22 protein-coding genes are annotated in these 25,644 nt (G+C 67.8%); 8 read left to right on the top strand and 14 right to left on the bottom strand.

The annotated features are described in order from the left end of the window. Window positions 1-6: 6 nt before the first annotated feature. Window positions 7-546, bottom strand: coding sequence for a BON domain-containing protein (locus tag IB236_RS06210; RefSeq protein WP_192419451.1), 540 nt, complete (start codon window positions 544-546; stop codon window positions 7-9). 317 nt (window positions 547-863) lie between these two features. Between IB236_RS06210 and IB236_RS06205 the strand changes: the two genes are divergently transcribed. The 5 genes from IB236_RS06205 (at window position 864) to IB236_RS06185 (ending at window position 9,555) form a co-directional block, all read left to right on the top strand. Then, on the top strand, window positions 864-1,928 hold the full coding sequence (locus IB236_RS06205; protein ID WP_146870363.1) for a ligase-associated DNA damage response exonuclease: 1,065 nt from the start codon (window positions 864-866) through the stop codon (window positions 1,926-1,928). Continuing rightward, a complete protein-coding gene (locus IB236_RS06200; protein WP_192419449.1) occupies window positions 1,925-3,622 on the top strand; it encodes an ATP-dependent DNA ligase in 1,698 nt (565 codons plus the stop codon). The genes IB236_RS06205 and IB236_RS06200 overlap by 4 nt, the downstream gene beginning before the upstream one ends. After that, window positions 3,619-6,333: a ligase-associated DNA damage response DEXH box helicase gene (locus IB236_RS06195; RefSeq protein WP_192419447.1), complete on the top strand. Its 2,715-nt coding sequence runs from the start codon at window positions 3,619-3,621 to the stop codon at window positions 6,331-6,333. Before IB236_RS06200 ends, IB236_RS06195 begins: the two co-directional genes overlap by 4 nt. Window positions 6,334-6,338: 5 nt before the next feature. Beyond that, window positions 6,339-7,076 carry a ligase-associated DNA damage response endonuclease PdeM gene (gene pdeM / locus IB236_RS06190; protein ID WP_192419445.1) on the top strand — a complete coding sequence of 246 codons (738 nt, stop codon included), beginning with the start codon at window positions 6,339-6,341 and terminating at the stop codon, window positions 7,074-7,076. 241 nt (window positions 7,077-7,317) lie between these two features. Continuing rightward, window positions 7,318-9,555, top strand: a complete 2,238-nt coding sequence (locus IB236_RS06185) for an NADP-dependent isocitrate dehydrogenase (RefSeq protein WP_121941539.1) — start codon at window positions 7,318-7,320, stop codon at window positions 9,553-9,555. A 108-nt stretch (window positions 9,556-9,663) separates the two neighbouring features. Here IB236_RS06185 and IB236_RS06180 read toward each other — a convergent pair whose 3' ends face one another. From IB236_RS06180 to IB236_RS06170, 3 genes are all read right to left on the bottom strand, one after another. Further along, entirely contained in the window at window positions 9,664-11,055 is a 1,392-nt protein-coding gene (locus IB236_RS06180) for a hypothetical protein (RefSeq protein WP_192419436.1), read from the bottom strand. A 178-nt stretch (window positions 11,056-11,233) separates the two neighbouring features. Beyond that, on the bottom strand, window positions 11,234-11,746 hold the full coding sequence (locus tag IB236_RS06175) for a DUF1993 family protein (RefSeq protein WP_146870372.1): 513 nt from the start codon (window positions 11,744-11,746) through the stop codon (window positions 11,234-11,236). 144 nt (window positions 11,747-11,890) lie between these two features. Continuing rightward, entirely contained in the window at window positions 11,891-13,168 is a 1,278-nt protein-coding gene (locus IB236_RS06170; protein WP_146870374.1) for an MFS transporter, read from the bottom strand. 65 nt (window positions 13,169-13,233) lie between these two features. Between IB236_RS06170 and IB236_RS06165 the strand changes: the two genes are divergently transcribed. The 3 genes from IB236_RS06165 (at window position 13,234) to IB236_RS06155 (ending at window position 16,578) form a co-directional block, all read left to right on the top strand. Continuing rightward, on the top strand, window positions 13,234-14,181 hold the full coding sequence (locus IB236_RS06165; RefSeq protein ID WP_192419434.1) for a helix-turn-helix domain-containing protein: 948 nt from the start codon (window positions 13,234-13,236) through the stop codon (window positions 14,179-14,181). Window positions 14,182-14,420: 239 nt separating this feature from the next. Beyond that, complete coding sequence (locus IB236_RS06160; RefSeq protein ID WP_146870376.1) at window positions 14,421-15,059, top strand: flavin reductase family protein; 639 nt, start codon at window positions 14,421-14,423, stop codon at window positions 15,057-15,059. Window positions 15,060-15,171: 112 nt separating this feature from the next. Then, complete coding sequence (locus IB236_RS06155; RefSeq protein ID WP_056742434.1) at window positions 15,172-16,578, top strand: hypothetical protein; 1,407 nt, start codon at window positions 15,172-15,174, stop codon at window positions 16,576-16,578. 62 nt (window positions 16,579-16,640) lie between these two features. Here IB236_RS06155 and IB236_RS06150 read toward each other — a convergent pair whose 3' ends face one another. From IB236_RS06150 to IB236_RS06105, 10 genes are all read right to left on the bottom strand, one after another. Further along, a complete protein-coding gene (locus tag IB236_RS06150) occupies window positions 16,641-17,711 on the bottom strand; it encodes an alpha/beta hydrolase (RefSeq protein WP_192419432.1) in 1,071 nt (356 codons plus the stop codon). A gap of 116 nt (window positions 17,712-17,827) precedes the next feature. After that, window positions 17,828-18,790, bottom strand: coding sequence for a hypothetical protein (locus tag IB236_RS06145; protein WP_056056992.1), 963 nt, complete (start codon window positions 18,788-18,790; stop codon window positions 17,828-17,830). 20 nt (window positions 18,791-18,810) lie between these two features. Next, entirely contained in the window at window positions 18,811-19,428 is a 618-nt protein-coding gene (lpoB, locus tag IB236_RS06140; RefSeq protein ID WP_225580988.1) for a penicillin-binding protein activator LpoB, read from the bottom strand. Between the two features lie 42 nt (window positions 19,429-19,470). After that, window positions 19,471-19,878, bottom strand: coding sequence for a YcfL family protein (locus tag IB236_RS06135; RefSeq protein WP_192419430.1), 408 nt, complete (start codon window positions 19,876-19,878; stop codon window positions 19,471-19,473). Window positions 19,879-19,913: 35 nt separating this feature from the next. After that, window positions 19,914-21,452, bottom strand: a complete 1,539-nt coding sequence (locus IB236_RS06130; RefSeq protein WP_192419428.1) for a COG3014 family protein — start codon at window positions 21,450-21,452, stop codon at window positions 19,914-19,916. Window positions 21,453-21,785: 333 nt separating this feature from the next. Then, a complete protein-coding gene (locus tag IB236_RS06125; protein WP_192419426.1) occupies window positions 21,786-22,529 on the bottom strand; it encodes a class I SAM-dependent methyltransferase in 744 nt (247 codons plus the stop codon). Between the two features lie 10 nt (window positions 22,530-22,539). Beyond that, window positions 22,540-23,895 (bottom strand): hypothetical protein, encoded by a 1,356-nt coding sequence (locus IB236_RS06120; protein ID WP_146870382.1) that lies wholly within the window; start codon window positions 23,893-23,895, stop codon window positions 22,540-22,542. Between the two features lie 237 nt (window positions 23,896-24,132). Then, window positions 24,133-25,050, bottom strand: a complete 918-nt coding sequence (locus IB236_RS06115; protein ID WP_146870383.1) for a ParB/RepB/Spo0J family partition protein — start codon at window positions 25,048-25,050, stop codon at window positions 24,133-24,135. A 42-nt stretch (window positions 25,051-25,092) separates the two neighbouring features. Continuing rightward, a complete protein-coding gene (locus IB236_RS06110; RefSeq protein ID WP_056056978.1) occupies window positions 25,093-25,389 on the bottom strand; it encodes a cupin domain-containing protein in 297 nt (98 codons plus the stop codon). A 25-nt stretch (window positions 25,390-25,414) separates the two neighbouring features. Beyond that, a complete protein-coding gene (locus tag IB236_RS06105; protein WP_225580987.1) occupies window positions 25,415-25,621 on the bottom strand; it encodes a hypothetical protein in 207 nt (68 codons plus the stop codon). Window positions 25,622-25,644 lie beyond the last annotated feature (23 nt).

The following is a 25,644-nucleotide window of genomic DNA, read 5'->3' as shown; positions in this document are numbered from 1 at the left end:
AGCATGTCACGGCTTTTGCGGCACAGCCAACGGGTACCGCGCCGCCGCCGCATCCGTCCCCACCTGCAGCAGGTTGATCACTCCCATCACATCGTCTACCAGCCACACAGCCTTCTCCAGCGCATCAGACTGCGCTTGCGACTGCACGCAGCCCTTGAGCGTCACCAGCCGCCGCTCGCCCAGCACCCACACGCTGGTGTCGTCAAAGCGGCCGTCCTGCTGGATGTAGCGCTGCACGCGCGGGATGATCTCGGCGTCGTACAGGTAGGAGTTGGGCAGGCGACAGCGCCCCACGCGGTGGCAGCTGCCGCCATGCTGAGAGCGCACATGCGCCAGTTCGCGCACCTCGGCCTCGGTGTACAGGGGCCCTTCGGGAACGGGGCATTGCGGGATGGCTTGGGTGACCTGGACGAAGGGGTCGTTGAAGGCGTTGGTGCGCGGCGCGGCGCCCGAAGGGGCCTGGGCAGCGGCTGATGCGGCCACGAGGCCCAAAACCGGGCCGTAGAGCACGACAAAAAGCGACCGATACGACGGATACAAGCGCATGGATGAGTCCCTGGCTGCGGGTCTGGGCCGCAGGCGACCGCCATCGTACGGGCGTGGTTTTCTGCCGTAAAGACAGCCGACCACGCGCAGAACGCGGCGCAGTCCTGCAGACGGCGCAACCGATGGCGGGATGATGGGCAAGGACGCGCCTTCAGCGGCACGGCCCAACAGCTCAATATGCTTCATTATTGATAGCAATTGAGACATAAAACACCGGCGCTTGTGGCAGATTGGACGTCAAAATTGCCTGCAACACCCCACCGGGCAAACCCGGGCAGCCCCACCGGCTTTGCCTTGCCGCCTACGATGCCACACGCATGTCCTGCAACGAATTGATCGTTCACCGCCCCGAAGGCCTGTACTGCCCGCCCGGCGACTTCTACATCGACCCCTGGCGGCCGGTGGAGCGGGCCGTGATCACGCACGCCCATTCAGACCATGCGCGCATGGGTTCGGCCCACTACCTGGCGCACCACGACAGCGCGGGCACGCTGCGCAACCGGCTGGGGGCGGACATCGCGCTGCAGACGCTGGCCTACGGCGAGGTCATCGACCACCATGGCGTGCGCGTTTCGCTGCACCCGGCCGGGCACGTGCTGGGGTCGGCCCAGGTGCGCGTCGAACAAGGTGGCCAGGTGTGGGTGGCCTCGGGCGACTACAAACTGGAAGACGATGGCACCTGTCCGCCGTTCGAGCCGGTGCGCTGCCACACCTTCATCACCGAATCCACCTTCGGCCTGCCCATCTACCGCTGGCCGTCGCAGCCCGCGCTGTTTGCCGACATCAATGCCTGGTGGGCTGCCAATGCAGCGGCGGGCAAGGCCAGCGTGCTGTATGCCTACGCCTTCGGCAAGGCGCAGCGTCTGCTGCACGGGGTGGATGCCAGCATCGGGCCCATCGTGGTGCATGGGGCGGTGGAGCCGCTCAACGCCGTGTATCGCGCGGCGGGCGTGGACCTGCCGCCCACGCTGCGCGTGACGGACCCTGGCCTCACCAAGGCCGACCTGAAACGCGCGCTCGTGCTGGCCCCGCCCTCGGCTGCGGACACACCCTGGCTCAAGCGGTTTGGCGAACACTCCGACGCGTTTGCCAGCGGCTGGATGCTGGTGCGCGGCGCACGCCGACGCCGGGGGGTGGACCGGGGCTTTGTGATGAGCGACCACGCCGACTGGCCCAGCTTGCAAAAAGCCATTGGCGCCACGGGCGCGGAGCGCGTCATCGTGACGCACGGCAGCACGGCCGTGATGGTGCGCTGGCTGTGCGAGCAAGGGCTGGACGCCCAGGTGTTCGCCACCGAATACGGCGCCGATGACAACGAGGACGATGCAGGAGCAGCGCCTGAGGTGCCAGGCGGCACACCCACACCTGAGGCAGCCGCATGAAGGCCTTTGCCCAGCTGTTCCAGGCGCTCGACGCCACCACCGCGCAGTCGGCCAAACTCACAGCGCTGGTGGCGTACCTTCGTGCTGCACCGCCCGCTGATGCGGCCTGGGCCACCTACTTTCTCGCAGGCGGCAAACCCCGCCAGATGGTGCCCACCAAGCGCCTGAAAGCGCTGGCTCAAGAGGCCGCTGGCCTGCCCGAGTGGCTGTTTGAAGAAAGCTACCAGGCCGTGGGCGACCTGGCCGAAACGCTGGCGCTGCTGCTGCCCCCGCCCACCCAACCCACCGAACTGACACTGGCCGAATGGATGGCCCAGCTGCTGCCCCTGCGCGCCCTGCCGCCCGATGAGGCCGATACCCGTCTGCGCACGCAATGGGACAGGCTGGCACCTGAGCAGCGCTTTGTGTACTTCAAGCTCATCACCGGCAACTTCCGCGTGGGGGCGTCGCGCCTGCAGGTCACGCAGGCGCTGGCCACGGTGAGCGCGCTGGACCCCAAGCGCATCGCCCACCGCCTGATGGGCTACACGCAGATCGGCCGGCAGCCGCAGGCCAGCGACTACCAGGCGCTGATCGCGCCGGTGGACGACGATGCCAGTACGCAGGATGCTGCCGATGCGGGCCAGCCCTACCCGTTCTTCCTGGCCCACCCGTTCAACCAGACCGTGGCCGAAATGCCCGCACTGCTGGGCACGCCCGGCGACTGGTTGGTGGAGTGGAAGTGGGACGGCATCCGCGCGCAGATCGTGCGGCGGGCGGGCGCGGTGTGGATCTGGTCGCGCGGCGAGGAACTGGTGACCGACCGCTTCCCTGAACTGGCCGAGGCTGCGATGGCGCAGCTGGCCGATGGCACGGTGGTCGATGGCGAGATCCTCGTGTGGCTGCCGGGCGAGCCCCAACCCCGCCCCTTTGCCGATCTGCAAAAGCGCCTGGGCCGCAAGACGCTGACCCCCAAACTGCTGCGCGAGCTGCCCGTGGTGCTGGTGGCCTACGACCTGCTCGAACACGCCGGGCAGGACCTGCGCCAAGAGCCGCAGCAGGCCCGCCGTGCGCTGCTGGAGGCCACGCTGCAACAGCCTGATGAAACCACCATCGCACCCGCACCGCACCAGGCCCTGCGCCTGAGCGATTTGCTGCATGGCGCCGACTGGCACAACCTGGCACGCCAGCGCGAGGCCGCGCGCAGTATGGGCACCGAGGGTTTCATGCTCAAGCACCGCAGCGCGCAGTACGGTGTGGGCCGCACCAAGGATGTGGGCGTGTGGTGGAAGTGGAAGATCGACCCCATGAGCGTGGATGCGGTGCTCATCTACGCCCAGCGTGGGCATGGCCGCCGCGCAAGCCTCTACACCGACTACACCTTTGCCGTGTGGACCGGGCCGCAGGACGACCCAGACCGGCAGCTGGTGCCTTTTGCCAAGGCCTATTCGGGCCTGACGGATGCCGAGATTGCGCAGGTGGACGCCATCATCCGCAAGACCACGCGCGAGAGCTTCGGGCCCGTGCGCAGCGTGGACGCGACGCTGGTGTTTGAGCTGGGCTTCGAAGGCATTACGCGCAGCCCGCGCCACAAGAGCGGCATTGCGGTGCGCTTTCCGCGCATGCTGCGCTGGCGGCAAGACAAACCCGTGGCCGAGGCCGATACCTTGCAAACGCTGATGGCACTGCTGCCGGGGCAGGACGCGGCCGCATGAGCACGACGCGCCGCCCGCGCAAGCCCCTGCCCCCGGTGGCACCGAGTGCCGCAGCCGCCTGGATGGCGGCGCGCGGGTGGCAGCCCTTCGGCTTCCAGCAAGACGTGTGGCGCGCGATGGGCGAGGGCCGCTCGGGCCTGCTGCACGCCACCACGGGCGCGGGCAAGACCTATGCGGTGTGGCTGGGCGCGCTGCAGCACTTGGCGCAGGCCGATGCTGCACCTGCGCCTGCAGAAGCATCCAACGCCCGCACCGCCCTGCGCACGCGCCGCGCTGCGGCACCGCCCCTCACCGTGCTGTGGATCACGCCCATGCGTGCACTCGCTGCCGATTCGCTGCGCGCCCTGCAGACACCTCTGCCCGAACTGGCCCCCACCTGGACCAGCGGCCTGCGCACCGGCGACACCGCCAGCGGCGAACGCGCCGCGCAAGACCGCCGCCTGCCCACGCTGCTGGTGACCACGCCCGAAAGCGTGTCGCTGCTGCTGGCCCGCGCCGATGCGCGTGAGCGCCTGGCCAGCGTGCGCCTGGTGGTGGTGGATGAGTGGCACGAGCTGGTGGGCAACAAGCGCGGCGTGCAGGTGCAGCTGGCGCTGGCGCGCCTGTCGGGCTGGACCCCGGCGCTGCAGGTGTGGGGCATGTCGGCCACGCTGGGCAACCTGGATGAGGCGCTGCACACCTTGCTGCCGCAGCCCGTGCCGGACGGGTCACAGCCACCGCCCGCCGTGCTGGTGCAGGGCCGTATCGACAAGCGGCTGGAGGTGCAGGTGATGCTGCCTGCGCGTGCCGACCGCTTTGCGTGGGCGGGCCACATGGGGCTGAGCCTGCTGCCGCAGGTGGTGCAGTCGATCGAAGCGGCAGCGTCCACCTTGGTGTTCACCAACACCCGGTCTCAGGCGGAGCGCTGGTACCAGGCGCTGCTGGAGGCACGGCCCGACTGGGCCGGCACCATTGCGCTGCACCATGGGTCGCTGGGGCATGAGGTGCGCGACTGGGTGGAGCAAGGCCTCAAAGCCGGGCAGCTCAAGGCCGTGGTGTGCACATCGAGCCTGGACCTGGGCGTGGACTTTTTGCCGGTGGAGCAGGTGCTGCAGATCGGTTCGGCCAAGGGCGTGGCGCGGCTGGTGCAGCGTGCGGGCCGCTCGGGCCATGCGCCGGGGCGCAGCTCCAGCATTACGTTGGTGCCCACGCACAGCCTGGAGCTGGTGGAGGCCGCCGCCGCGCGCCACGCCCTGGCGCAGGGCCGTATTGAAGACCGGCACACTCCGCGTGCGCCGCTCGACGTGCTGGTGCAGCACCTGGTCACCGTGGCGCTGGGCGGCGGCTTTGTGCCCGATGCGCTGCTGGCCGAGGTGCGCCGCACACCCGCCTACGCCGCCTTGGCTGACAACGACTGGCAGTGGGCGCTGCAGTTCGTGCGCCAGGGCGGCGCATCGCTGGCCACCTACCCGGACTTTCACCGCGTGGTGCCCGACGACGAAGGTATCTGGCGCGTGCCCGATGCCCGCCTGGCGCGCCGCCACCGCAGCAACATCGGCACCATCGTGAGCGATGCCAGCATGCAGGTGCAGTTTGTGAGCGGCGGGCGCCTGGGGTCGGTGGAAGAGAGTTTTATCGCCCGGCTGCGCAAGGGCGATGTGTTCATGTTTGCAGGCCGGCTGCTGGAGCTGGTGCGCACCCAGCAGATGACGGCCTATGTGCGCATCGCCCCCAGGGGCAGCGCTGCGCTGCCGCGCTGGAGCGGCGGGCGCATGCCGCTGTCGAACACGCTGGCCGATGCGATGCTGGAACAGCTGGCGCAGGCGGAGCGCGGCCAGTGCACCACGCCCGAGATGCGCTGTGCCCGGCCACTGCTGGAGCTGCAGCAGGCCTGGTCGGCCCTGCCCACCCCGGGCCGCCTGGTGGCCGAAACCCTGCACACGCGCGAGGGCTGGCACCTGTACCTGTACCCGCTGGCGGGGCGCCTGGTGCACCTGGGCCTGGCCGGGCTGCTGGGCTGGCGCGCATCGCAGCAGGTGCCCAACACCTTCTCCATCGCGGTCAACGACTATGGGCTGGAGCTGCTGTCGGCCAAGCCGGTGGACTGGGCCACGCTGCTTCCGCGGCTGATTGGCGAAGGCACACACACCACCATCGGTCGCGGGCTCGAAGACGAAGTGCTGGCCAGCCTGAACGCCACCGAGATGGCGCGCAGGCGCTTTCGCGAGATCGCGCGCATCGCGGGCCTGATCTTTCAGAGCCACCCGGGCGAGCAGCGCAGCAGCCGCCAGCTGCAGGCCTCGTCGTCGCTGTACTACGACGTGTTTGCGCAGTACGACCCCGACAACCTGCTGCTGGCCCAGGCACGCGCCGAGCTGCTGGCAAACGAGCTGGACATGGAGCGACTGGCCCGCACGCTGCGCGGCATGCAGGCGCAGACCCTGTCCATTCATGCCCTGGAGCGCCCCACCCCGTTTGCCCTGCCGCTGATGGTGGAACGCTTTCGCGAGCGCCTGAGCACCGAGACCCTGGCCGACCGTCTGGCGCGCATGGTGCAGGCGCTGGAGCAGGCGGCCGACGCGACCACGGGCAACCACCTGGCGCAGCACGCGGTGCAGTCCACAGATATGGCGTGGGACCTGCCCGATAGCTCCGGCGCCCGCACACAACGCGCGCGCCATGCAGCGGGCGGGGACACCCCCCGCCGCACCCGCAGACGCCACGGATTCTGAGCACGATGACCTCGCTCCCCCTTCACACCGCAGCCCTCGGCACGCCGGCAGTCCCTACGCCCCCCATCGGTGCGCACGCCATCACCCTGCCCTGCGGCACCGCCCTACAACTACTGCCCCAGCGCGCGTTGTGGTGGCCCGCCGCGCGCATGGTGCTGGTGGCGGATGTGCATTTCGGCAAGGCGGCCACCTTCCGCCGCGCGGGCCAGCCGGTGCCCCATGGCACCACGGCCGACAACCTAGGGCGGCTCGATGCAGTGCTGGCGGCCACCGGTGCCGACCATCTGGTGTTCTTGGGGGACTTTCTGCACGCACGCAGCGGCGCGGCCGATTCGCTGTGGCAGCAGTTGCTGCCCTGGCGCCAGCGCCATGCGCATGTGGCGATGACCCTGGTGCGCGGCAACCACGACCAGCACGCGGGCGACCCGCCGGCCACGCTGGCACTGGCGCTGGTCAACGAGCCCTGGTTGCCCTGTGCCGATGCGCCGGTGCTGGCCTGCCACCACCCTCAGGCTGTGGCAGGCCACACGGTGCTCGCCGGGCATCTGCACCCCACGCTGCGGCTGCGCGGCCCGGCGCGCGATGCGCTGCGGGCGCCTTGCTTCGGGTGGGGCGACGGGCAGTTGATCCTGCCCGCCTTCGGGGCTTTCACCGGCACGGCACCCGACACCCTGCCCGCGCACTGGACGCAGTTTGCCGTCCTGCCTGGCCGCGTGGTGGCGGTTCCTGGGGGGAGTTCCTAGGGTCTGCGGGGGGTGGCGCGCGAGCGCCAACGGGGTCAAACTGCAGAAGGCCGCAGGGTGATTACCACCTATTTGGTGAAAAAAAGTGCCCTGGGCTTATGATAATTTTGCATTGTGAGATTCGATTGCAAAAACAGCGGGCAGTGACAGCCCCGAGCAAGGAGAATCAGAGAGCATCCGCGTTTGGCCCCGCTGCGACGCAGCCGGGGGCATCTACCTACTCTGTTTCGTGAGACAAGCCATGACGACCCAGCAACCTTCCATCATCTACACCCTGACCGACGAAGCACCCCGTCTGGCCACGGCTTCCTTCCTGCCCATCATTCGCACGTTCGCGGCACCGGCAGGCATCAACGTGCTGGAGAGCGACATCTCGGTGGCAGCGCGCATCCTGGGTGAGTTCTCCGACTACCTGACCGAAGAACAGCGCGTGCCCAACAACCTGGCCGAGCTGGGCAAGAAGACGCTGCAGCCCGATGCCAACATCATCAAGCTGCCCAACATCTCCGCGTCCGTGTCGCAGCTCAAGGCAGCCATCGCCGAGCTGCAGGCCAAGGGCTACGCCCTGCCCGACTACCCGGACCAGCCCAAGGACGACAAAGAGAAAGAAATCAAGGCCCGCTACAGCAAGTGCACCGGCTCGGCCGTGAACCCCGTGCTGCGCGAAGGCAACTCCGACCGCCGTGCGCCCAAGGCCGTGAAGGAATACGCCCGCAAGAACCCGCACAGCATGGCCGAGTGGAGCCAGGCCTCGCGTTCGCATGTGTCGCACATGCACGCCGGCGACTTCTACCACGGCGAAAAGTCCATGACGCTGGACCGCGCCCGTGACGTGAAGATGGAGCTGATCACCAAGAGCGGCAAGGCCATCGTTCTGAAGCCCAAGGTCAGCCTGCTCGACCGCGAAGTGATCGACAGCATGTTCATGAGCAAGAAGGCGCTGCTGGAGTTCTACGAGAAGGAAATCGAAGACGCGCGCAAGACCGGCGTGATGTTCTCGCTGCACGTGAAGGCCACGATGATGAAGGTGTCCCACCCCATCGTGTTCGGCCACTGCGTGCGCATCTTCTACAAGGACGCGTTCGCCAAACACGCCAAGACCTTTGAAGAGCTGGGCGTGAACGTGAACAACGGCATGGTGGACCTGTACACCAAGATCGAAACCCTGCCGCAAAGCCAGCGCGACGAGATCAAGCGCGACCTGCACGCCTGCCACGAGCACCGTCCCGAGCTGGCCATGGTCGACTCGGCCAAGGGCATCACCAACTTCCACTCGCCCAACGACATCATTGTGGACGCCTCCATGCCCGCCATGATCCGCAACGGCGGCAAGATGTGGGACGCCAACGGCCGCCTGAAGGACGTGAAGGCCGTGATGCCTGAATCGACCTTCGCTCGCATCTACCAGGAGATCATCAACTTCTGCAAATGGCACGGCGCGTTCGACCCCAAGACCATGGGCACAGTGCCCAACGTGGGCCTGATGGCCCAGCAGGCCGAGGAATACGGCAGCCACGACAAGACCTTCGAGATCCCCGAAGACGGCGTGGCCAACATCACCGACCTGGCCACCGGCGAAGTGCTGCTGAGCCAGAACGTGGAGCAAGGCGACATCTGGCGCATGTGCCAGGTGAAGGACGCCGCGATCCGCGACTGGGTGAAGCTGGCCGTGAACCGCGCCCGCAACTCCGGCATGCCCGTGGTGTTCTGGCTCGACTCGTACCGTCCGCACGAAGCGCAGCTGATCACCAAGGTCAAGATGTACCTGCACGAGCACAACACCACCGGCCTGGACATCCAGATCATGAGCCAGGTGCGTGCGATGCGCTACACGCTGGAGCGCGTGATCCGTGGCCTGGACACCATCAGCGCCACCGGCAACATCCTGCGCGATTACCTGACCGACCTGTTCCCCATCATGGAACTGGGCACCTCGGCCAAGATGCTGTCCATCGTGCCTTTGATGGCCGGCGGCGGCATGTACGAAACCGGCGCGGGCGGCTCGGCCCCCAAGCACGTGCAGCAGCTGGTGGAAGAAAACCACCTGCGCTGGGATTCGCTGGGTGAATTCCTGGCGCTGGCCGTGTCGCTGGAAGACCTGGGCCTGAAGACCGGCAACGGCAAGGCCAAGATCCTGGCCCAGACGCTGGACGCCGCCACAGGCAAGCTGCTGGACAACAACAAGAACCCCTCGCCCAAGACCGGCCAGCTGGACAACCGTGGCAGCCAGTTCTACCTGGCCCTGTACTGGGCGCAAGAGCTGGCCACGCAAACGGCCGATGCCGAACTGGCCCAACTGTTCGCCCCACTGGCCAAGCAACTGGCCGACAACGAGCAGACCATCGTGGCCGAACTGGCTGCCGTGCAGGGTGCACCCGCCGACATTGGTGGCTACTACCTGCCCGACGTGGCCAAGCTGGACGCCGTGATGCGCCCCAGCAAGACGCTGAATGAAGCCCTCAAGGCCGTGGCGGCCTGAGTCCGGCCCCACCGCTGCTGCGGCCCTGTGCTGCAGCGGCAAATGAAAAAGGCCCCGCTCTGCGGGGCCTTTTTTTATGGCGCGGCGGGAACCGCAAGAGAAAACAATCTACGGCCGCTCGCGATCGGCCACGCGGGTGTTCAGCGCCGCCGGCACATAGCCAGGCACGAAGGCGCAGCCCTTGCCGAACGTGGCCTCCATGCCTGCGCACTGCTGCGCAATGCCCTCGGGCGTGGGCTTGTCGCCCGCGTCCACCCAACGCCGCAGCGCGGTCATGAGCGTGGGATAGGTGGGGTCGCTCAGGTAGCTGTGGGTGTTGTGCTGGGTAAAGGTCTGCACCAGGCGCGCCGCACTGCCGCCTTGCGCCATGGTGGCCCGGAAGGCTGCGTCCAGCTCGACAAAGGCCGTGGGGTCGTCCACGCCTTTCACTGTGAGCACGGGCACGGGGATGCGGCCGGTCAGGTCGGTGTCCTGCGCAAAGCGGGCCACAGCGGCAGGGTCTGCACGGTAGCGCAGCACGGCGGCGTTCAGAGCTGCGTCGTCGGGCGAGCCCTGGTACGACACCCCCCGGTTGCCAAACGGACTGGCGCCGCCCGTGCGGTGCTGCACCACGTCGCGGAAGTGGAAGGTGGCCCAGTTCATGTGGCCCTGGATGGAGCTGGCCGGGATGCGGATCACATCCACGATGGTTTTGACTTTGCGCTGCTGCTCGGGCGTGCGCTCGGCCACCGGCTTGTTCAGCGCCAGGCATTCGTTCACGCGCGCGGTCAGGTCCGCCTGCGTCATCGCCGCATCGGCAGGCAGGCCGATGTTCAGCGGGTACTGCACCTCGGTGGGCCGGGGGTGGTTGTTGCACAGGTACTGGTAGACCACGCGCAGGTCGGTGCGAAAGTCGTAAGAGCGCGTTCCGCCCGCCAGCACGCCGCTGGTGAGCAGCACGGCGTCGTAGGGGCGCTTGCCATCGGCCGTGGTCTGGAACATCTCAGCCCCCTTGGCCGCCACGCTGGCGCCCCAGGACTGGCCGTGCAGGATGGTGCGCTGCGGCTGGGCGACGTGGCGCACGAAGATCTGGCGCAGCCGCTCGGTGTCCTCGGCCGCGGCACGCACCTCCACACCGCCCTGGCGGAAGGTGCTGCCCGCCCAGGCGTACCCCGCGCGGACCATGATGGCCCAGCGCTCCAGGTCCTCCACCGACCGCTCCATCTTCGGCGCGCCCAGTGCCGGGCCACCGTGGGCGTGCAGCACCAGGTGGCCGTTCCACTGCTGCGGCACCGCCACCAGGTAGTACGCACCGGCCGAGTCCTTGCCCGACAGGCAGCGGGCGATGGGCGCCAGGTCCTTGGGGCACGGGGTGGCCGTGGGCGCGGCCTCGGCCGTGGCACTCACCGGCGCCGAAGCTAGTGGTTGTGTGGGCCCCGGCGCGCAGGCAGAAAGCAGGCAGGTCACGCCGGCCAGCGCCAGGGCTGGCAGGGTGCGTGGTGTGGCACGGGGGGTGGGCATGGGTCGGGTCTCCGTTGTCTTTTTTATCCGCACTAGGCGTCGTGTTCAATACTACAAATTTGATAGCGCATCAGGCATGTTTCACTAGCGCTACGGGCCATTTTTTGCCCATATCTGCATGCCTGGCCCCACACGGCAGCACCCGGGGCACCTTGGCGCCCCAGGACAGGGCCCAGGGTCAGAACTTGCCCATGTAGTCGCGCTTGCCCAGTTCCACGCCGTTGTGGCGCGCGATGGCGTAGGTCGCGTTCACGTGGAAGAAGAACTGGGGCAGGCCGTAGTGCAGCAGGTAGTGTTCACCCACAAACTGCTTTTCGCGCGGCGTGCCGGGCTGGATGGTGATCTGGCGCGTGGCGGCCTCGGCAAAGGCTGCCTGCGGTAAGCCTTCGATGAACGCCAGCACCGTGCGGATGCGCTCGGCCAGGTCGGCAAAACCGGGGCGCTCGGCGTCGGGCAGCGAAGGCACCTCCACACCGGCCAGGCGCGCGGCCACGCCCTTGGCAAAGTCGCAGGCGATCAGCACCTGGCGGGCCATGGGGAACATGTCGGGGAACAAGCGGGCCTGCAGCAATGCGTCCGGCTCGATCTTGCGGGCCATGGCATGGGCCTCGGTCTTGGCCAGGATGTCCTGGAGCGAGCCCAGCATCTGGCGAAAGACAGGGATGCTAGCGTTGTACATGGGGTTCGTCATGGGCGGTGTCCTGGAAGTGCGTTGAAAACAAAGGGCGCCGTTGCGAACCCTGCCAAACAGGGCCCCGGCGCCACCGACCGCGATTGCAACACAGGCCCGCGCGGCGTGCTGGGCGCCGTACAGAGCCCCCGCCCCGTGGCCCCTTCAGGCCGCTGCAGGCACGGGCCGTGCCGCCCGCGCTGCCACGCCCACCCCCACGAGCGCGGCCGACACCACGCTCAGGCCCAGCGTCACGGCCGAGCCGTAGAAAATGCCCGCCGTCATGCCGTGGTCCAGCATGGCGCCAAACACCGGTGCCGCCAGGCAAAAGCCCAGGTCCAGCCCCGAGTACACCGTGCCATACACGCGGCCCGTGGCACCGGGGGGCGCGGCGCGCTTGATCAGCATGTCGCGCGAGGGGCCCGCCAGGCCCGTGCCCAGCCCCGCCACCGAGGCCACCACCAGCGCCGCCATGCCGGGCAGCAGCCCCGAGGCCACCACCACCAGCAGCGCGGCCGAGCCCAGCAGGCACACGGAGATGATCTTCTCCAGCCGCTGCACACGCCCCACCAGAAAGCCGCCCACCAGCATGCCCGCCGCGCCACACAGCATGTAGCCCGTGACCACCATGGCCGTCACGCTCAACGGCAGGCCGTACATGGACTGCAGCGCCGGGCTGGCAAAGCTCTGGATGGCGCTGAGTGCGCAGGTGCTCCAGAAGAAGAACGAGAAACACAGCCACACCGAAGGCAGCCTGAGGAAGGCCATGGGGTGCTCGGGCTTCGCCGCCGCCGCGCCGCCCTTGGCCTGGTGGGCCCAGGCTCCCTGGCGGTCATCAATGGCATCGCGGTTCCACACCATGATGGCCAGCACCGTGAGGGCCAGCAGCGCGCCGCACAGGCAGGCCGTGCGCCACGAGCCCGTAGCGGTAGCAATGCCCGCCATGAACACCGGGGCCGTCGCCCAGCCCAGGTTGCCGCTGATGCCGTGCACCGAGAAGCCATGCCCCAGGCGCTGGGGCGACACGCGCTTGTTGAGGATGGTGAAGTCCACCGGGTGGAACGGTGCATTGCCCAGCCCCGCCAAAGCCGCCGCGAGCAGCAGGCCCGTGTAGCCCTGCGCCGTGCCCGCCGCCAGCCCCGCCGCGGCAAAGCTGGACAGCGCAAAAAACATCACAGGTCGCGCGCCCACCCGGTCCACCAGGAAACCCGACAGCGCCTGGCCCACGCCCGAGATCACGAAGAACACCGACACCAGCAGGCCCAGCTCGGAATAGCTGAAGCCGAACTCCCCGATCAGCCACGGAAACAGCGGCGGCAGCAGCATGTGAAAGAAGTGCGAGCTGCCGTGGGCCAGGCCGATCAGGCCGATGGTGCGGGCGTCCTGCCGCAGGGGGACGGGGTTGGCAGTGGTGGCGGTAGCGCCGGAGGTGGAAGCAGTCATGGGTTGGATCTTAGGCAGCATGCCCTCGGCAGGTTTACGATAGACGGCCAATTTCTATCGCAAACATGCCAAACCCACCCACCAGGCCCCCCACCCCTACCGAACCGGTGGTGGAACACTTCGCCGCCGAGGTCGTGCCTCGCGCCCAGGCCGGCAAGCCGCGCGGGATGTCGTACGTGGACTCGCTCACGCCCGAGCTGTTTGTGCCCACCGCCGCCCGCCCGGTGCGCGCCAAGCTGCGCTGGCTGGCCGCCGACACGCAGGTGATGCCCCACAGCCACCCCTGGGCGCAGGTGGCAATATCGACCACGGGCGTGATCAGGCTCACGGTGAACCACGGCACCTACATCGTGCCGCCCTCGCGCGCGCTGTGGATTCCGCCCGGTGTGGAACATGCCGTGACCATGGTGGAAGACGCCGACCTGCGCACGCTGTACTTTCACCAGCCCCGGGGGCGCTGCGGCCCCGGCGTGCCGCGCGACCAGGAAGACGCATGGCGCCAGTGCCGCGTGCTGGAGGTGTCCGACCTGCTGCGCGCCCTGGTGCGCGAGATGCCCACCGCACCCGATGGCGGCGCCGCGATCAGCCCCGCCGACCTGCGACGCGAGCAGCACCTGAGCGCCCTGGTGCGCGGCGAACTGGCCCGTGCCGCCGCCGTGAAGCTGGGCGTGGACCTGCCCCAGGACAAGCGCCTGCGCCACCTGTGCGAGGCCGTGTTGGCCGACCCCACGCGCCACGACACCCTGGCCGACTGGGCGCAGGACACGGGCGCCAGCCCCCGCACGGTGGCACGCCTGTTCCGCTCCGAACTGGGCAGCACCTTCACCCAATGGCGCCAGCAGGTGATCCTGGCCAAGGCCGTGTCGCTGGCCGCCGGCCGCATGCCCATGGGCCAGATCGCCGCCGAGCTGGGCTACAGCGCGAGCGCCTTCAGCGCCATGGTGCGCAAGTCGGTGGGGCAGCCGCCGGGACGGTTTTTGGGGCAGCAGCAGCCGGCAGCCGTGGTCCCGTAGCCCCGTGCGGTGCGTGCTACCGAGGCTGCCGGGCGTTACGGCATGACCACGCCGTGCTGAGCCTTAACCAGGGCATACGGGAGCTCTGTAGGCCGATATCTGCCTCCTGTTGCCCCTGTGCGCTAGAACCATATGCCCGGACAGCTATGAAAAAGTGAGCATGCAGATACCCCGATGACTGCAGCGCGCCGCGTCTGCCGCTAAGGTGTCCGCTTGTTCGCCCCACCCTGCCGAGCCCCATGACCACTCCACAGCCCCCACGCACCTTCCACAGCTACGAACCCCGCCTGGGCCACGGCCTGCCGCACGACCCGTTCAACGCCATCGTGGGGCCCCGCCCCATCGGCTGGATCTCCACGCAAAGCGCCACGGGAGCGACCAACCTCGCGCCCTACAGCTTTTTCAACGCCTTCAACTACGTGCCCCCCATCGTGGGCTTTGCCAGCATTGGCTACAAGGACACCGTACGCAACGTGCAGGCCACGGGCGAGTTTGTGTGGAACCTCGCCACCCGCGACCTGGCCGAGGTGATGAACCAGAGCTGCGCGGCCGTGCCACCTGAAGTGAGCGAGTTCAACCTGACCGGTCTGACCCCCCTGCCCTCCACCCGCGTGCGCCCCCCGCGCGTGGCCGAAAGCCCGGTCACCTTTGAATGCCGCAGCACGCAGATCCTGCAGCTGCAGGGGGTGGACGGGGCCCTGGTGGATACCTGGCTGGTGCTGGGCGAGGTGGTGGCCGTGCACATCGATCAGGCGCTGCTGAAGGACGGCGTGTACGACACCGCGAACGCGGGGCACATCCTGCGCGGCGGCGGGCCGGCGGACTATTTCACTGTGGGGCCAGAGCAGCTGTTCAGGATGTATCGGCCCCGGCCCTGACTGCGGCCAGCAGGTAACAGGCTGTCACGCGATAGCCCTGGCATCCCCTGGAGGTTTGCGCTATACCCGCCTGTCGGGAGGCTGTTGCCCTCCCCCCTCGGCCGGAGACCCTATGAAGTTCGTACGTGCAACCCTTGCCTGCCTGTCGGCCGCCCTGGTGCCGCTGGCCATGGCTGGACCACCGCTCATCGGCAACTGCCCGGTGCTACCGCCAGACCACCTCTTCAATACGCCCATCGACAACTTTCCGGTGCACCCTCAGTCGGCAGCTTTCCTGCAGACCATCAGCAGTACCCCACGACGCCTGCACCTGGACCTGGGCCAGAGCGAGGACATGCGCAGCCCCGAGTACTGGGGCATCCCGTACAACGTGGTCCAAGGCCGCAGCTTCGGGTGGCCGACGGTGCACTTTGATGGCGATGGAGCCCCCGACGAGAGCGACTGCGCGCGGGGTGACGGAAGCCTCGCGCGGCCTTGCGCCGGCCTGCGCGAGCCCGCACGCCTGCCCATTCCGCCGCAGCCCCTGGTGGAGGGCGGTATCAGCGGCAACAAGGCGGTCTACAACGACCACCATATCCTGACCGTGGACACCGACACCTGCACGCTGTGGGAAAGCTACCTGAGCTACGCCCGGCCCGATGGGGGCTGGGACATCTACGGCAGCGCCGCCTTCGACTTGCGGTCCAACGCGCTGCGGCCTGCGGGATGGACTTCAGCAGACGCGGCCGGGTTTCCGATACTGCCCCTGCTGCTCAAGGCCGACGAGGCGAGCGCTGGCGACATCCGCCATGCGCTTCGCTTCACCATCCAGAGTCACAAGATCCGAACCAGCTACACCTGGCCCGCACGGCACCTCACCCGCAATGGGGACGCCTCGGCCAGCAAGCCCCCCATGGGCCAGCTGTTCCGGCTGCGTGCGGACTACCCCGTGCCTCAGACCTACAGCGTGCAGGCACGGGCCATCCTGCAGGCACTCAAGACCTACGGCATGTACATCGCCGATGGTGGTTCGGACATGTACATCACCGGCGACCCCAGCCGCCTGTGGAGCGATGCCACCATCTCGCAGGTCCAGTCCGTGCCGCACACGGCTTTCGAGGCGGTGGACCTCAGTCCGGTCATGGCCCAACCCGGCTTTTACAGCGACAGTGCGCGGGTACCGTACACCAGTGCCACCCCTGTGTTTTCAGCCTCCACATCGGGTCCACTGCAGAAGCTGAACCTGTGGGCGGCGATCCAGGTTTCGGCACCCGACGCCGGGCGCGCCGGAGGCCTGTACGTGGCAGCCCTGGTGCCAGGCGCGGGACTGTTTGCGCTGTCGCCCGGAGGCTGGGTGCCTGTAGCGGACGGGAACCTGCCCGCAGCCAGCCCCGCCACGCTGGGCAGCCACATGGTGCCCATCCTGGCAGCTGCCGATGTGTCGGGCTTGCGCGGCACGCAGGTATTTGCGGGCTATGGCACCTCACCCAGCGAGATGCTGGAGCGCGGAACGTTTGGGCAAATCTACGCCGTGCCTTGAGAAACCGCCGACAGAGTCCCAGGCCCGTTCAGGGTAGGTGACCTGGCCGGGCGAGGCAGGCGTCACTGCGCAGGCTTGATGACGCCCTGGGCGCCCAGCAGCGAAGCACACAGACCTGCTGTAGGGGCCCGCGCCCACTGCTCCGTCCAGGCCCACACCTGCTGCACACCATCCTCTGTCCCCTCGCTGGCATGGCGGCGTTGCAGTCCATGGTCGGCGCCGTCGATGCGCCGCGCACAATAGGGCTCAGTACGGGCGGATGCCAGCACCGCAAAGCGTTCGTACGCCACCTGCGGCACCAGGGCATCGTCCCCGCCCCACACCTGCAGGAGCGGCCAGGGACTTTGCACCAGCGGCAGGGCCAGTGGCCAGTTCCACAGGTCACGCCAGTAGCCCAGGCTGCGGCCTTGCAGCACGGTGCTGTCGGGCATGCGCCCCCGCTGGGAACGTCCCAGCGCATCCCAATCGGCCTGGGCACCCAGGCGTTGCGCCTGCAGCGCGCCCGCTTCCTGCGGGTCCAGGCCGCTGGAAGCCAGCACCACCAGGCCAGCGAGCCCCGGCACCTCGGGCGCCAGGGCCATCAACAGCTCCGCACCTTCCGAAATGCCCACCAACAATTGCGGCAGCGCCGGGGCACCATCGCGTTCGCGCTGCAGGGCATCGGCCTGCAGCGCGACGCGGGCGTGCGCAACCCACGCCGACAACCGGTCTTGCTGCACAAAGTCGGGCCCGCAGTCTGCAGATGCCGTGAGGGTCTGAGGGTCTACGCCGGGCTTGTGCAGCACCAGCACCTGGGCGTGCAGCAACCCCGCAAAGTAGCGCTCCGCAATGGGCCCCATGCCTGCACAGCCGGAGCCCGGGATCACGATCACCCGGTAGCGCAGCGGCGGCGTGCGCCCGTTGCGCTGTAGTGCCTGCAGCGTGGCCCCTTGTGCACCCGGCAGAGGCCGGGAAGTGAAAGTGGGGGGCGACATGGCATCAGGGTCCGGCGCTACGGTTCGCGCTGCTACAGCACCTGACGGATCGTTGCCATACACCTGGACCAGCGATTCAGAGGCCGCAGCCGCATAGAAGGTCTGGGGCGGTTGCGTGCACCCGGCCAGCACGCCCGCCATACCCATAAGCACAGGCATAAAAAAAGCCAGCACATGGCTGGCCTGGGCGGACCGAGGCGCCCTGTTTGCCGCAGCAGTGTGCGGCGCAGGGGCCAAGCAGTGCGTCATCCTCAAGAGGTGGTCAAAAATCTCAGCTACTTGAGGATCAGCACCTGCTCGGGCTGCTGCGGTTGCGGCACGGGCATGGGCTGGCCGCCTTGCTGGTAAACCACCGGTGGGCGCACGCCGCGCGCCAGGTTGGCGTCGGTGTAGCCCAGTTGCACCGCGAGCTGCTGGTACACGTCCTGCGCCAGCGACAGCGAGGTTTCGCGCATCACCTTGGCCCGGTTGGGGGGCGCAATGTCGCCACGGATCGACAGGATCTTGGTGTCGTTGCCTTCGCCCTGGGCGGAGAACGCGGCCTTGATCTCGTAGGTCTTGGTGTTGATGAGCGAGAAGTCCGCCAACAGTTGCAGGCCGTACTGGCGCGTGGCGCTGGTGGTGCCCTGCAGGGGCGAGAGCGCGTCGGTGAACTCGATGCTGGACACCACGCCGAACAGCACGTAGTCGGCGCCGTTGAACTCGCCCTTCTTGATGCGGGTGATCACGTCATTGACCTGGGGCTGTGCCTGGGGCGTGGCCATCTTGCCACCCTGCACCTGGTTGAGCACCTGCTCGGCCTTGCTGGGCTGGGGCTTGCCAGCGTCAAAGCCCTTGCCCTGCACCAGGCGGAAGTACGTGCCCTGCAGGATGGCGCCCTTGATGTCGTTGGTGTAGCCGCCCAGCTCGCGCTGTTCGATGTAGCTGTAGCGCCCGGCCACATAGGTGCCGCTGGCCTGCTCGGACGCCTGCATGGACTGCTGGCCGGAGTACGAGCCCCCGCCGCCGTACATGCCATGGCTGTGGCTGCCGCCCTGGCTGCCCTGGGCGCTCATCTGGCTGCTGCGCTGGTAGGTGCCGGCCATGAAGTATTCGGACACGCGCTGGGCATAGGCCAGGTCGGTCACGGCGATCTTGGGCGCGGCGCCGGGCTGCTGCGCCTGCGCGCCCGTGCCCCAGGCCAGCGTGGTGGCCGCGATCACGGCCAGGGCCGTGTGGAGGGTGATTCTGCGTTGCATGGTGTGCTCCTTGGGGCAGATCAGCGCTTGCTGGTCTTCCGGATTTCCTTTTCGTCCTGCCACTCGATCGTGCCTTCCTGCACATCAAACAGCTTCAGCGTGAACTTGTAGTAAACGTCCTTGGTGCTGTTGTTCTGCTTGACGATGCTGGTCAACTCGCCTTCCATGCTGTACTTGGCGGTGGTCATCTGACCGACCTTGGCGGTGGTGCCCTGCTTGTACAGGCCGCTCTGGTTCTGGCGCTGCAGCTCGTCCACACCGGCCTGCATCTCGTTGATGGAGCGCACAAAACGCACCTTGCCGGACTTGACCAGCGCGGTCTGGATGGAGTTCATCACGTTGGTGGTGTCGATGTACTCGCTGGTCTTGTTCTTCACGGTGGAGATCGTCACCGTGGGGCGGCCCTGGAAGATGCCGGTTTCGAGCAAACCGCCGGTCATCTTCTCGGCAATCATCTGCAGGTCGGTGGAACCGAACTCGTTGGTCACCAGCTCGACGGCCTTGGCGTCGCCGTAGTTGACCTGGCGGTCAAAACGCACGGTGGGCGACGACAGGTTCTGGCAGGCCGACAGGGCCAGGGTGCTGGCCGCAAAGGCCAGGATCAGCGCGCTGCGCTGGATGCGGTTCTTGGTGTTCATGTTGGTTTACTCCTCACTCAAACAGGGATTGGTGCGGCGCGATCAGCGCGGCTCCACATTCATTTCCAGACGCAGGTCCACGGCAGCGCTGGTGGGCGCCACGCTCTTGACGGTCTGCTGGCCCAGGCCCAGCACGCTCATCTGCTTCCAGGACTCGCCATCGCCCACCTGGTTGCCCACGTTGTCCAGCCACTTGAAGCGGTAGAACACGGTACGGTCGGTGCGGCCCATGTTGGCCATGTCGGCCTGCACCACCAGGATGTCGTTCTTGCGCACGATGCGCATCTCGCGCACGGCGATGCTGTTGGCCTCGCCTCGCAGCGCCACCTTGGCCGCTACAGCCAGCGGCGTGGCGGGGTCATGCAACTGGGCGTTGGCGGTGCCAGCCAGGGTCATCAGGGCCGCGCACAGCACTGCAGGGATCGCGGCGGGGACAAAACGGGTTCTCATGCCAAAGGCTCCTTGAATGGGGTCAGAAACAGGGGTCAGTTCTTGGCAGCCGCTGCGGGCTGGGCGGCCGTGGGCTTGACGGTGGACGAGGGCACGGTGCGGGCGCGGTTGTTGTTGGTGGTGCGCACCGGGGCTGCGGGTGCCGCTGCTGCGGCGGGAGCCGGCTGGGGTGCGGCCGCCACCGTGGGCAGCTGGCCCAGCATGGCCACGTCGCCGATCAGCACGCTGTTGTCGTACATGCGCAGGGGCACCAGAGCGTACTGGCCGTCGATCTTGATCGGCTGAGGCAACTGGCGGCCATTGATGGTGACGGTGTGCTCGCCAGGGGGCAGGTAGCCACGGGCCACATACACGCGGCCGGGCAGCATGCGCCACAGGCGGTCGTCGGCCTGCTCGGTGGCCACCGAGGCTGCGGCACCGATGATGCCGCCGATCAGACCGCCACGCTTTTGCAGCTCGTTCTGCAGCACGCCCTTGGCCACGGCGCGGGTGAAACCACGCAGCACCATGCCCGGCATTTCGTCCTTGAGGGCACGGCGGGCCATCACGTTCACGTCCACCACTTTTTCGAGCTTGAGGTCGGTGCCAGCGGCCGACACCACCGTCAGGGGCGCATCCTTCGAAGGCTCGATCACGGGGTACGAAATGCTGGCGGTGACCAGGCCCCGGCCGGTGGGCACGGGGATGGTGAAGGCCTTGGGCTTGCGTGCAGGCGCGTCACCGGCCTCGACGATGAAGAGCACATCGGTCATGCGCTGGCGGCGCTTCCAGGTGAAGCCGGTGCGGTTGTCCAGGCCGCGCAGGCCTTCTTCGAGCACGGGGGTGTCGGGCTTGAGCTCGATGGCTTTGCGGTAGCCGGGTGCTGCCAGGCCGGGCTCGTTGAGCATTTCGTAGAGAAAGCCGGCCAGGTAGTGGCTCAGCGCGTTGGAGTAGCCGTTCTTGAGCGCCAGCACCTCGGGGTCGTTGAGGGTTTCGACGGGGTAGCCATTCAGCTCCTTGCCACCCGATGTGGCGCCCTTGGACTTGGCTTCTTCTTCAGCGGCCAGCGTTTCCTTGGCACGGAACTCGGCAATGATGGCTTCGCGCTCGTGGGTGCGCTTGATGTCCACGCGGGCGTTTTCAAAATCACCCACGGCCATGCGGTTGAGCGCCAGGCGCGTGGTCAGCCATACCTTTTCGTAATCCTGGCCTTCATAGACCTTCAGGCGCTCGCTCACCAGGGCGGCGCCCACGGTGCCCATCAGCTTGGAGGGGTTGGTCTTGGCGGTTTCTTCCCATTCCTTGACCTTGTTGTCGGCCAGCAGGAAGGCGTTGGTGCTGTCGGGATAGCGGCGGTCCATGCGCAGCAGCTCGCCGCGCTCCATGTTGAAGAGCAGCGCCGTTTTTTCTTCTTCGGTCTTGGCCGTGCTTTCCAGGCTGGCCAGCGCGGCGGGGATGCCGCCACTGCGCCCGGCGGTCTGCATGTCGGTGGCCAGCTTGTCATGGCTCTGCATGGTGGCGCAGCCGGTGAGGGCCGCGCTCAGTGCCAGGGCCCATAGCAGGCGCGGACGGAAACGGGGTGGGTGGGCGGTCATGGATGCTCCTTGCAGATCGGTCGGTTGCTCACCAGAAACACCCCGCGCTTACCACGCGCAGCCGTGCAACAGCCCCGCCAGAGGGAGGGTGCTGTGAATACGGCGTGCGTGGTGGAAGTCCGGTCAAGGCGGGCGCTGGCAGCCCGTGCGCCCCCTCCCGGCGCAGATACGTGCTGTGTGCGGCCCCCTCTGGCTGTGAGTTTCTTGGTTGTTGTGTATGGGGTTGTAGCCAGCCGCGCAATGTAGCAAAAGCTTGTATCTTTTCTGTAACCGTGTGGGGCCGGTGACACAGACGGACACAGGGACCGGCACAGTGGGAGCATGGTGTGCATGTCATCCCTCCTGCTGCAGGCGCGGCATGCGGTACAGCCACACCACCCGCCCGCCGGGCGCACGCAGCTGGACGCTGGGCAGCCAGCCGGGCACCGCAAACTCCAGGCTCACCAGCCACGCGCCAGGCGCCAGCTCAGCCTGGGCCTTGGCGGCCGCGCGGGCCATGCTCTCGGGCCGTTGGAACAGGTACACCATCTGGTAGGCGCTCCAGTCGGCCTTCCACATGTCGGCACGCTGCACCCGCGCCCAGGGGCAGCGCAGGGCGCACAGCAGGCGCAGCGGCCAGCTCCACTCCAGCCCGTCGAGCTGGGCGGCAGGGTAGGCATGGCGCAGGGCCTTGAGGCCATCGCCCAGGCCACAGCCTGCGTCGAGCACCCGCGCGCCCAAAGGCAGCGGCGCCTGCACGGCCAGAGACTGCAACGCGTGGCGCGGAGTGGGGAACAGGGGCGCATCGCGCCACGCATTGAGCGGATAGACCAGCAACAACAACGACAGCGGCACCAGCCACGCCCACGTGGGCAGGCTGGCCGCCCCCAGCAGCGCCAGTGACAAAGGAAACCCGGCGGCAATCAGCCCGCGCCGCCACCAGCTGTCGCCCAGCACACTGGCAGCCGTGCCCAGCAGGCAGGCCACCAGCAACGCGGCCACCGGCGGAACCGCCCGCTGCAGCGCTACAAAAATTAGCCACGCGCACGCCCACGCCGCCAGTGCAGGCAGGGGCCAGGGCATGCGCAGGGCCAGCATGGTTCCGTTCTCAGCGGCCAAAAATGCCGCGCAGCAGATTGACGGGGTTGACCACGTTGCCCGCGTCCGTGCCGCCGTCGCCCGCAGGTGGCTGGCCTGCGGGTGCACCGCCCATGCCGCTGGAGTAAGCGCCTGTGCCGCCCGACGGTGCGCCGGGTGCCGTGCCCATGCCACCACGGCGCCCCTGCATCTCTTCACCCAGCATGGCCATGGTGTGTGACTTCACCCGCACACGCACCGACCATTCAGGCTCCCACGCAGCCTTGGGGTCGGCCGGGCGGGGTGGGTACACGATGTGGCTCTCGCCACCGTAGGCCATCATGCGTAACATGGGCGTGGCATCGCGCCCGCCACCCGCAAAGATGCCCTGCGGGATGGCGCATTGGGTGGTCTCGGGCTGCAGCAGCACGCGCTCCTTGAGCCAGCGGTCGATGGTGGCGGGCGAGAGGTAGTCGAACAGGCCCATGCCGGTGTCCGGCGTCTCGGCGCTGGACCACATGATGAGATCGTCCCCGCTCTGTGACATGGCATGCAGGTAGTAGGCACGCGCATTGCGCACGGGCTGCCAGCTGGTGCCCATGCTGTCCTGCGGCTTGCCGGTGGTGCGCAGGTCGATGGCTGGCATCAGGTCCTGCGCCGCGCCCAGGGTAAATTTCATGGAGGCAGGCACGCCATCGCCACGCACCTGGTGCTCGCCCACCACCGAGCTGTCCCGCGACAGGCTGACCTGGTTGCGTTCGTTGGGGTACAGCGCATAGACCGGGCCCACGCGCGGGCCCCGGTCCGGCACGGCACGGCCCGCGAAGGCCTGGGCGTAGTCGGAGGGCTTGGCACGTGCCAGATCGATCACGCGGGGCTGGCCCGCACGCACCGCGCTACCGCAGCCCCAGTACAGCAGGATGCGGCCCTTGAGCTGCTGTTGCTGGTACTCACGCGGCACTTCGCCCGGCTCGGTCTGGGTGGGCTGGGCACGCGGCGGGATCAGCGGCAGGGACTCGCCCATGCGCATGCCGGGCGGGATGGACTGGCTGGCCTCAACGCCGGGGCGCAGGCTGTTGTGCAAGGCGATATCGATGACGCGCGGCGGCATGATGGACATGGCGCGGGCGTTGCCATACGACGTGTTGCTGCCGCCCCCCATGCCCGGCGCAGCGCCGCCGCCCATGCCCCCCATGAGGCCGCTGAGCATGCCGCCACCACCGGGCAGGCTGTCCATCTCGGGCATGCCGGCCATGGTGCCGGTGGACAGGTCCATCCACAGCTGCACCTTGGGAGCCTTGGTGTTTTGGGCCTGGGCGCCCAGGCTGGCAATGCACAGGCCAGCGGCCAGGCAGGCGGGGGTCAGGTAGCGCAAAGGGGTTGTCATCAGGTCTGCTCCAGGAGATACATGGATCACCCGGCAAACCATCATGGGCCGCAAAGCAGCGTCGTCGCCGCCCTGTGAAGAGGCCTTGCGGTCAACCCGGGTGTGTTGAACGCAGCGCAGTGTAGGCCCCGCAAGGACGCATTTTGCCCCTGCAAGTTACTTGTGGAAACCGTTTGTGTGCGCTATTTCACGCCATCTTGCGCGGCAACAACCCCGCACCCCGGAGCGATGAGAGGGTCAGCCGCGCAGGCGGTCGATCAGGCCGTTCAAAGCCTCCAGCGACCCGAACTGGATCGCCAGCTCGCCCATGTCCTCCACCCGGCCGTTGCGCTTGACGCGTTTCTTGACGCGCACTTCGACCTCGGCCATGAGCAGGTCCGACAGTTCTTCTTCCACGCGCTTGAGGTCGCGCGACTTTTCCTTCTGGGGCTTTTGCGGCACCAGGCTGAACTCGGCGCCGATCTTTTTGACCAGGGCCTCGGCCTCGCGCACCGATAGCTTCTTGGCCGCGATCTGGTTACCCGCCGTGATCTGCGCGGCGCGATCCAGCGACAGCAGTGCACGCGCATGGCCCATGTCGATGTCGCCCGCCATCAGCATGGTCTGCACGGGCTCGGCCAGATTCAACAGGCGCAGCAGGTTGCTGGCGGCGCTGCGCGAGCGGCCCACGGCCTGGGCTGCCAGCTCATGCGTCAGGCCAAACTCCTTGACCAGGCGCTGCAGGCCCTGGGCTTCTTCCAGCGGGTTGAGGTCTTCGCGCTGAATGTTTTCGATGAGCGCCATGGCGGCGGCCGACTCGTCCGGCACATCGCGCACCAGCACCGGCACCTCGGCCAGGCCCGCCAGGCGGGAGGCCCGAAAACGCCGCTCGCCCGCAATGATTTCGTACTTACCTGCGTGTTCACCCCCCGCGAGGCGCCGCACCAGGATAGGCTGCATGACGCCCTGGACCTTGATGGACTCGGCCAGCTCGTACAGCGCGCCCTCGTCCATGCGCGTGCGCGGCTGGTACACACCCGGCACCAGCTCGGAGAGCGGCAGGCTGCTGGGCAGGCCCGCGTCGGCGGCCTGGGCCTGCTCCACTTTGTCTTCGACCTTGGGGCCCAGCAGGGCTTCCAGGCCTCGGCCGAGGCCCTTGGGTTTTTTGGTGACCATGAAATGCGTCTCGCGAAAGGAAAAAGGGAAAGGGGGAAAGAATCAGCGGTCGATGATGACCAGCGTGCCGTGGCTGCCGGGCGCCACGGCGTGGGGCACGCCAGCGGGCACGATGAACACCTCGCCCGCGTTCACCTCGGTGACCTGCCCTTGCAGGGCGAGACGCATGCAGCCGTCCAGCACCAGCAGGGCTTCGTCAAAGTCGTGCGATTCATCGGGGTAGGCCGCGTCGTCCATGCGCAGCACCTTGACGTTGGCGCCCGCAGCCTGGCCCACCACCGTGGAGTTCCAGGCGCGGGGCAGTTGGTCGGCAATGGCGGGCAGGCTGATCTTGGTCATGGGTCGGCAACAAGGGTTCAAAACATCAACGCGCAGAGCGGCTCGCCACGCGGCGCCGCTTGCGACTGCGCCACAGGCGCAGCCACACACCGAACCCGATGGCCAGCAGCACCAGGGCCAGCATGAACTGCCCCAGCGCGCCCACCACCACCGCCCCGCTGGGCAGCAGCCAGGCCAACACCACTTGCAGCGCATCGAGCGGCCAGTAGAGCGCCGCAGGACGCTGCACCATCGTGGGTAATTGGCTCTGTGCAG

The organism is Acidovorax sp. ACV02, assembly GCF_014851475.1.
GTDB classification, from domain to species: domain Bacteria; phylum Pseudomonadota; class Gammaproteobacteria; order Burkholderiales; family Burkholderiaceae_C; genus Acidovorax; species Acidovorax delafieldii.
Note: the sequence above shows the minus strand (reverse complement) of the source record. Positions and strands in the feature narration are given on the sequence as shown.

Excerpts from the sequence above, each read along its gene's own strand:
- IB236_RS06210 (WP_192419451.1), bottom strand. The coding sequence starts at position 546 with ATGCGCTTGTATCCGTCGTATCGGTCGCTTTTTGTCGTGCTCTACGGC.
- IB236_RS06205 (WP_146870363.1), top strand. The coding sequence starts at position 864 with ATGTCCTGCAACGAATTGATCGTTCACCGCCCCGAAGGCCTGTACTGC.
- IB236_RS06200 (WP_192419449.1), top strand. The coding sequence starts at position 1,925 with ATGAAGGCCTTTGCCCAGCTGTTCCAGGCGCTCGACGCCACCACCGCG.
- IB236_RS06195 (WP_192419447.1), top strand. The coding sequence starts at position 3,619 with ATGAGCACGACGCGCCGCCCGCGCAAGCCCCTGCCCCCGGTGGCACCG.
- pdeM (WP_192419445.1), top strand. The coding sequence starts at position 6,339 with ATGACCTCGCTCCCCCTTCACACCGCAGCCCTCGGCACGCCGGCAGTC.
- IB236_RS06185 (WP_121941539.1), top strand. The coding sequence starts at position 7,318 with ATGACGACCCAGCAACCTTCCATCATCTACACCCTGACCGACGAAGCA.
- IB236_RS06180 (WP_192419436.1), bottom strand. The coding sequence starts at position 11,055 with ATGCCCACCCCCCGTGCCACACCACGCACCCTGCCAGCCCTGGCGCTG.
- IB236_RS06175 (WP_146870372.1), bottom strand. The coding sequence starts at position 11,746 with ATGACGAACCCCATGTACAACGCTAGCATCCCTGTCTTTCGCCAGATG.
- IB236_RS06170 (WP_146870374.1), bottom strand. The coding sequence starts at position 13,168 with ATGACTGCTTCCACCTCCGGCGCTACCGCCACCACTGCCAACCCCGTC.
- IB236_RS06165 (WP_192419434.1), top strand. The coding sequence starts at position 13,234 with ATGCCAAACCCACCCACCAGGCCCCCCACCCCTACCGAACCGGTGGTG.
- IB236_RS06160 (WP_146870376.1), top strand. The coding sequence starts at position 14,421 with ATGACCACTCCACAGCCCCCACGCACCTTCCACAGCTACGAACCCCGC.
- IB236_RS06155 (WP_056742434.1), top strand. The coding sequence starts at position 15,172 with ATGAAGTTCGTACGTGCAACCCTTGCCTGCCTGTCGGCCGCCCTGGTG.
- IB236_RS06150 (WP_192419432.1), bottom strand. The coding sequence starts at position 17,711 with ATGCCTGTGCTTATGGGTATGGCGGGCGTGCTGGCCGGGTGCACGCAA.
- IB236_RS06145 (WP_056056992.1), bottom strand. The coding sequence starts at position 18,790 with ATGCAACGCAGAATCACCCTCCACACGGCCCTGGCCGTGATCGCGGCC.
- lpoB (WP_225580988.1), bottom strand. The coding sequence starts at position 19,428 with ATGAACACCAAGAACCGCATCCAGCGCAGCGCGCTGATCCTGGCCTTT.
- IB236_RS06135 (WP_192419430.1), bottom strand. The coding sequence starts at position 19,878 with ATGAGAACCCGTTTTGTCCCCGCCGCGATCCCTGCAGTGCTGTGCGCG.
- IB236_RS06130 (WP_192419428.1), bottom strand. The coding sequence starts at position 21,452 with ATGACCGCCCACCCACCCCGTTTCCGTCCGCGCCTGCTATGGGCCCTG.
- IB236_RS06125 (WP_192419426.1), bottom strand. The coding sequence starts at position 22,529 with ATGCTGGCCCTGCGCATGCCCTGGCCCCTGCCTGCACTGGCGGCGTGG.
- IB236_RS06120 (WP_146870382.1), bottom strand. The coding sequence starts at position 23,895 with ATGACAACCCCTTTGCGCTACCTGACCCCCGCCTGCCTGGCCGCTGGC.
- IB236_RS06115 (WP_146870383.1), bottom strand. The coding sequence starts at position 25,050 with ATGGTCACCAAAAAACCCAAGGGCCTCGGCCGAGGCCTGGAAGCCCTG.
- IB236_RS06110 (WP_056056978.1), bottom strand. The coding sequence starts at position 25,389 with ATGACCAAGATCAGCCTGCCCGCCATTGCCGACCAACTGCCCCGCGCC.
- IB236_RS06105 (WP_225580987.1), bottom strand. The coding sequence starts at position 25,621 with ATGGTGCAGCGTCCTGCGGCGCTCTACTGGCCGCTCGATGCGCTGCAA.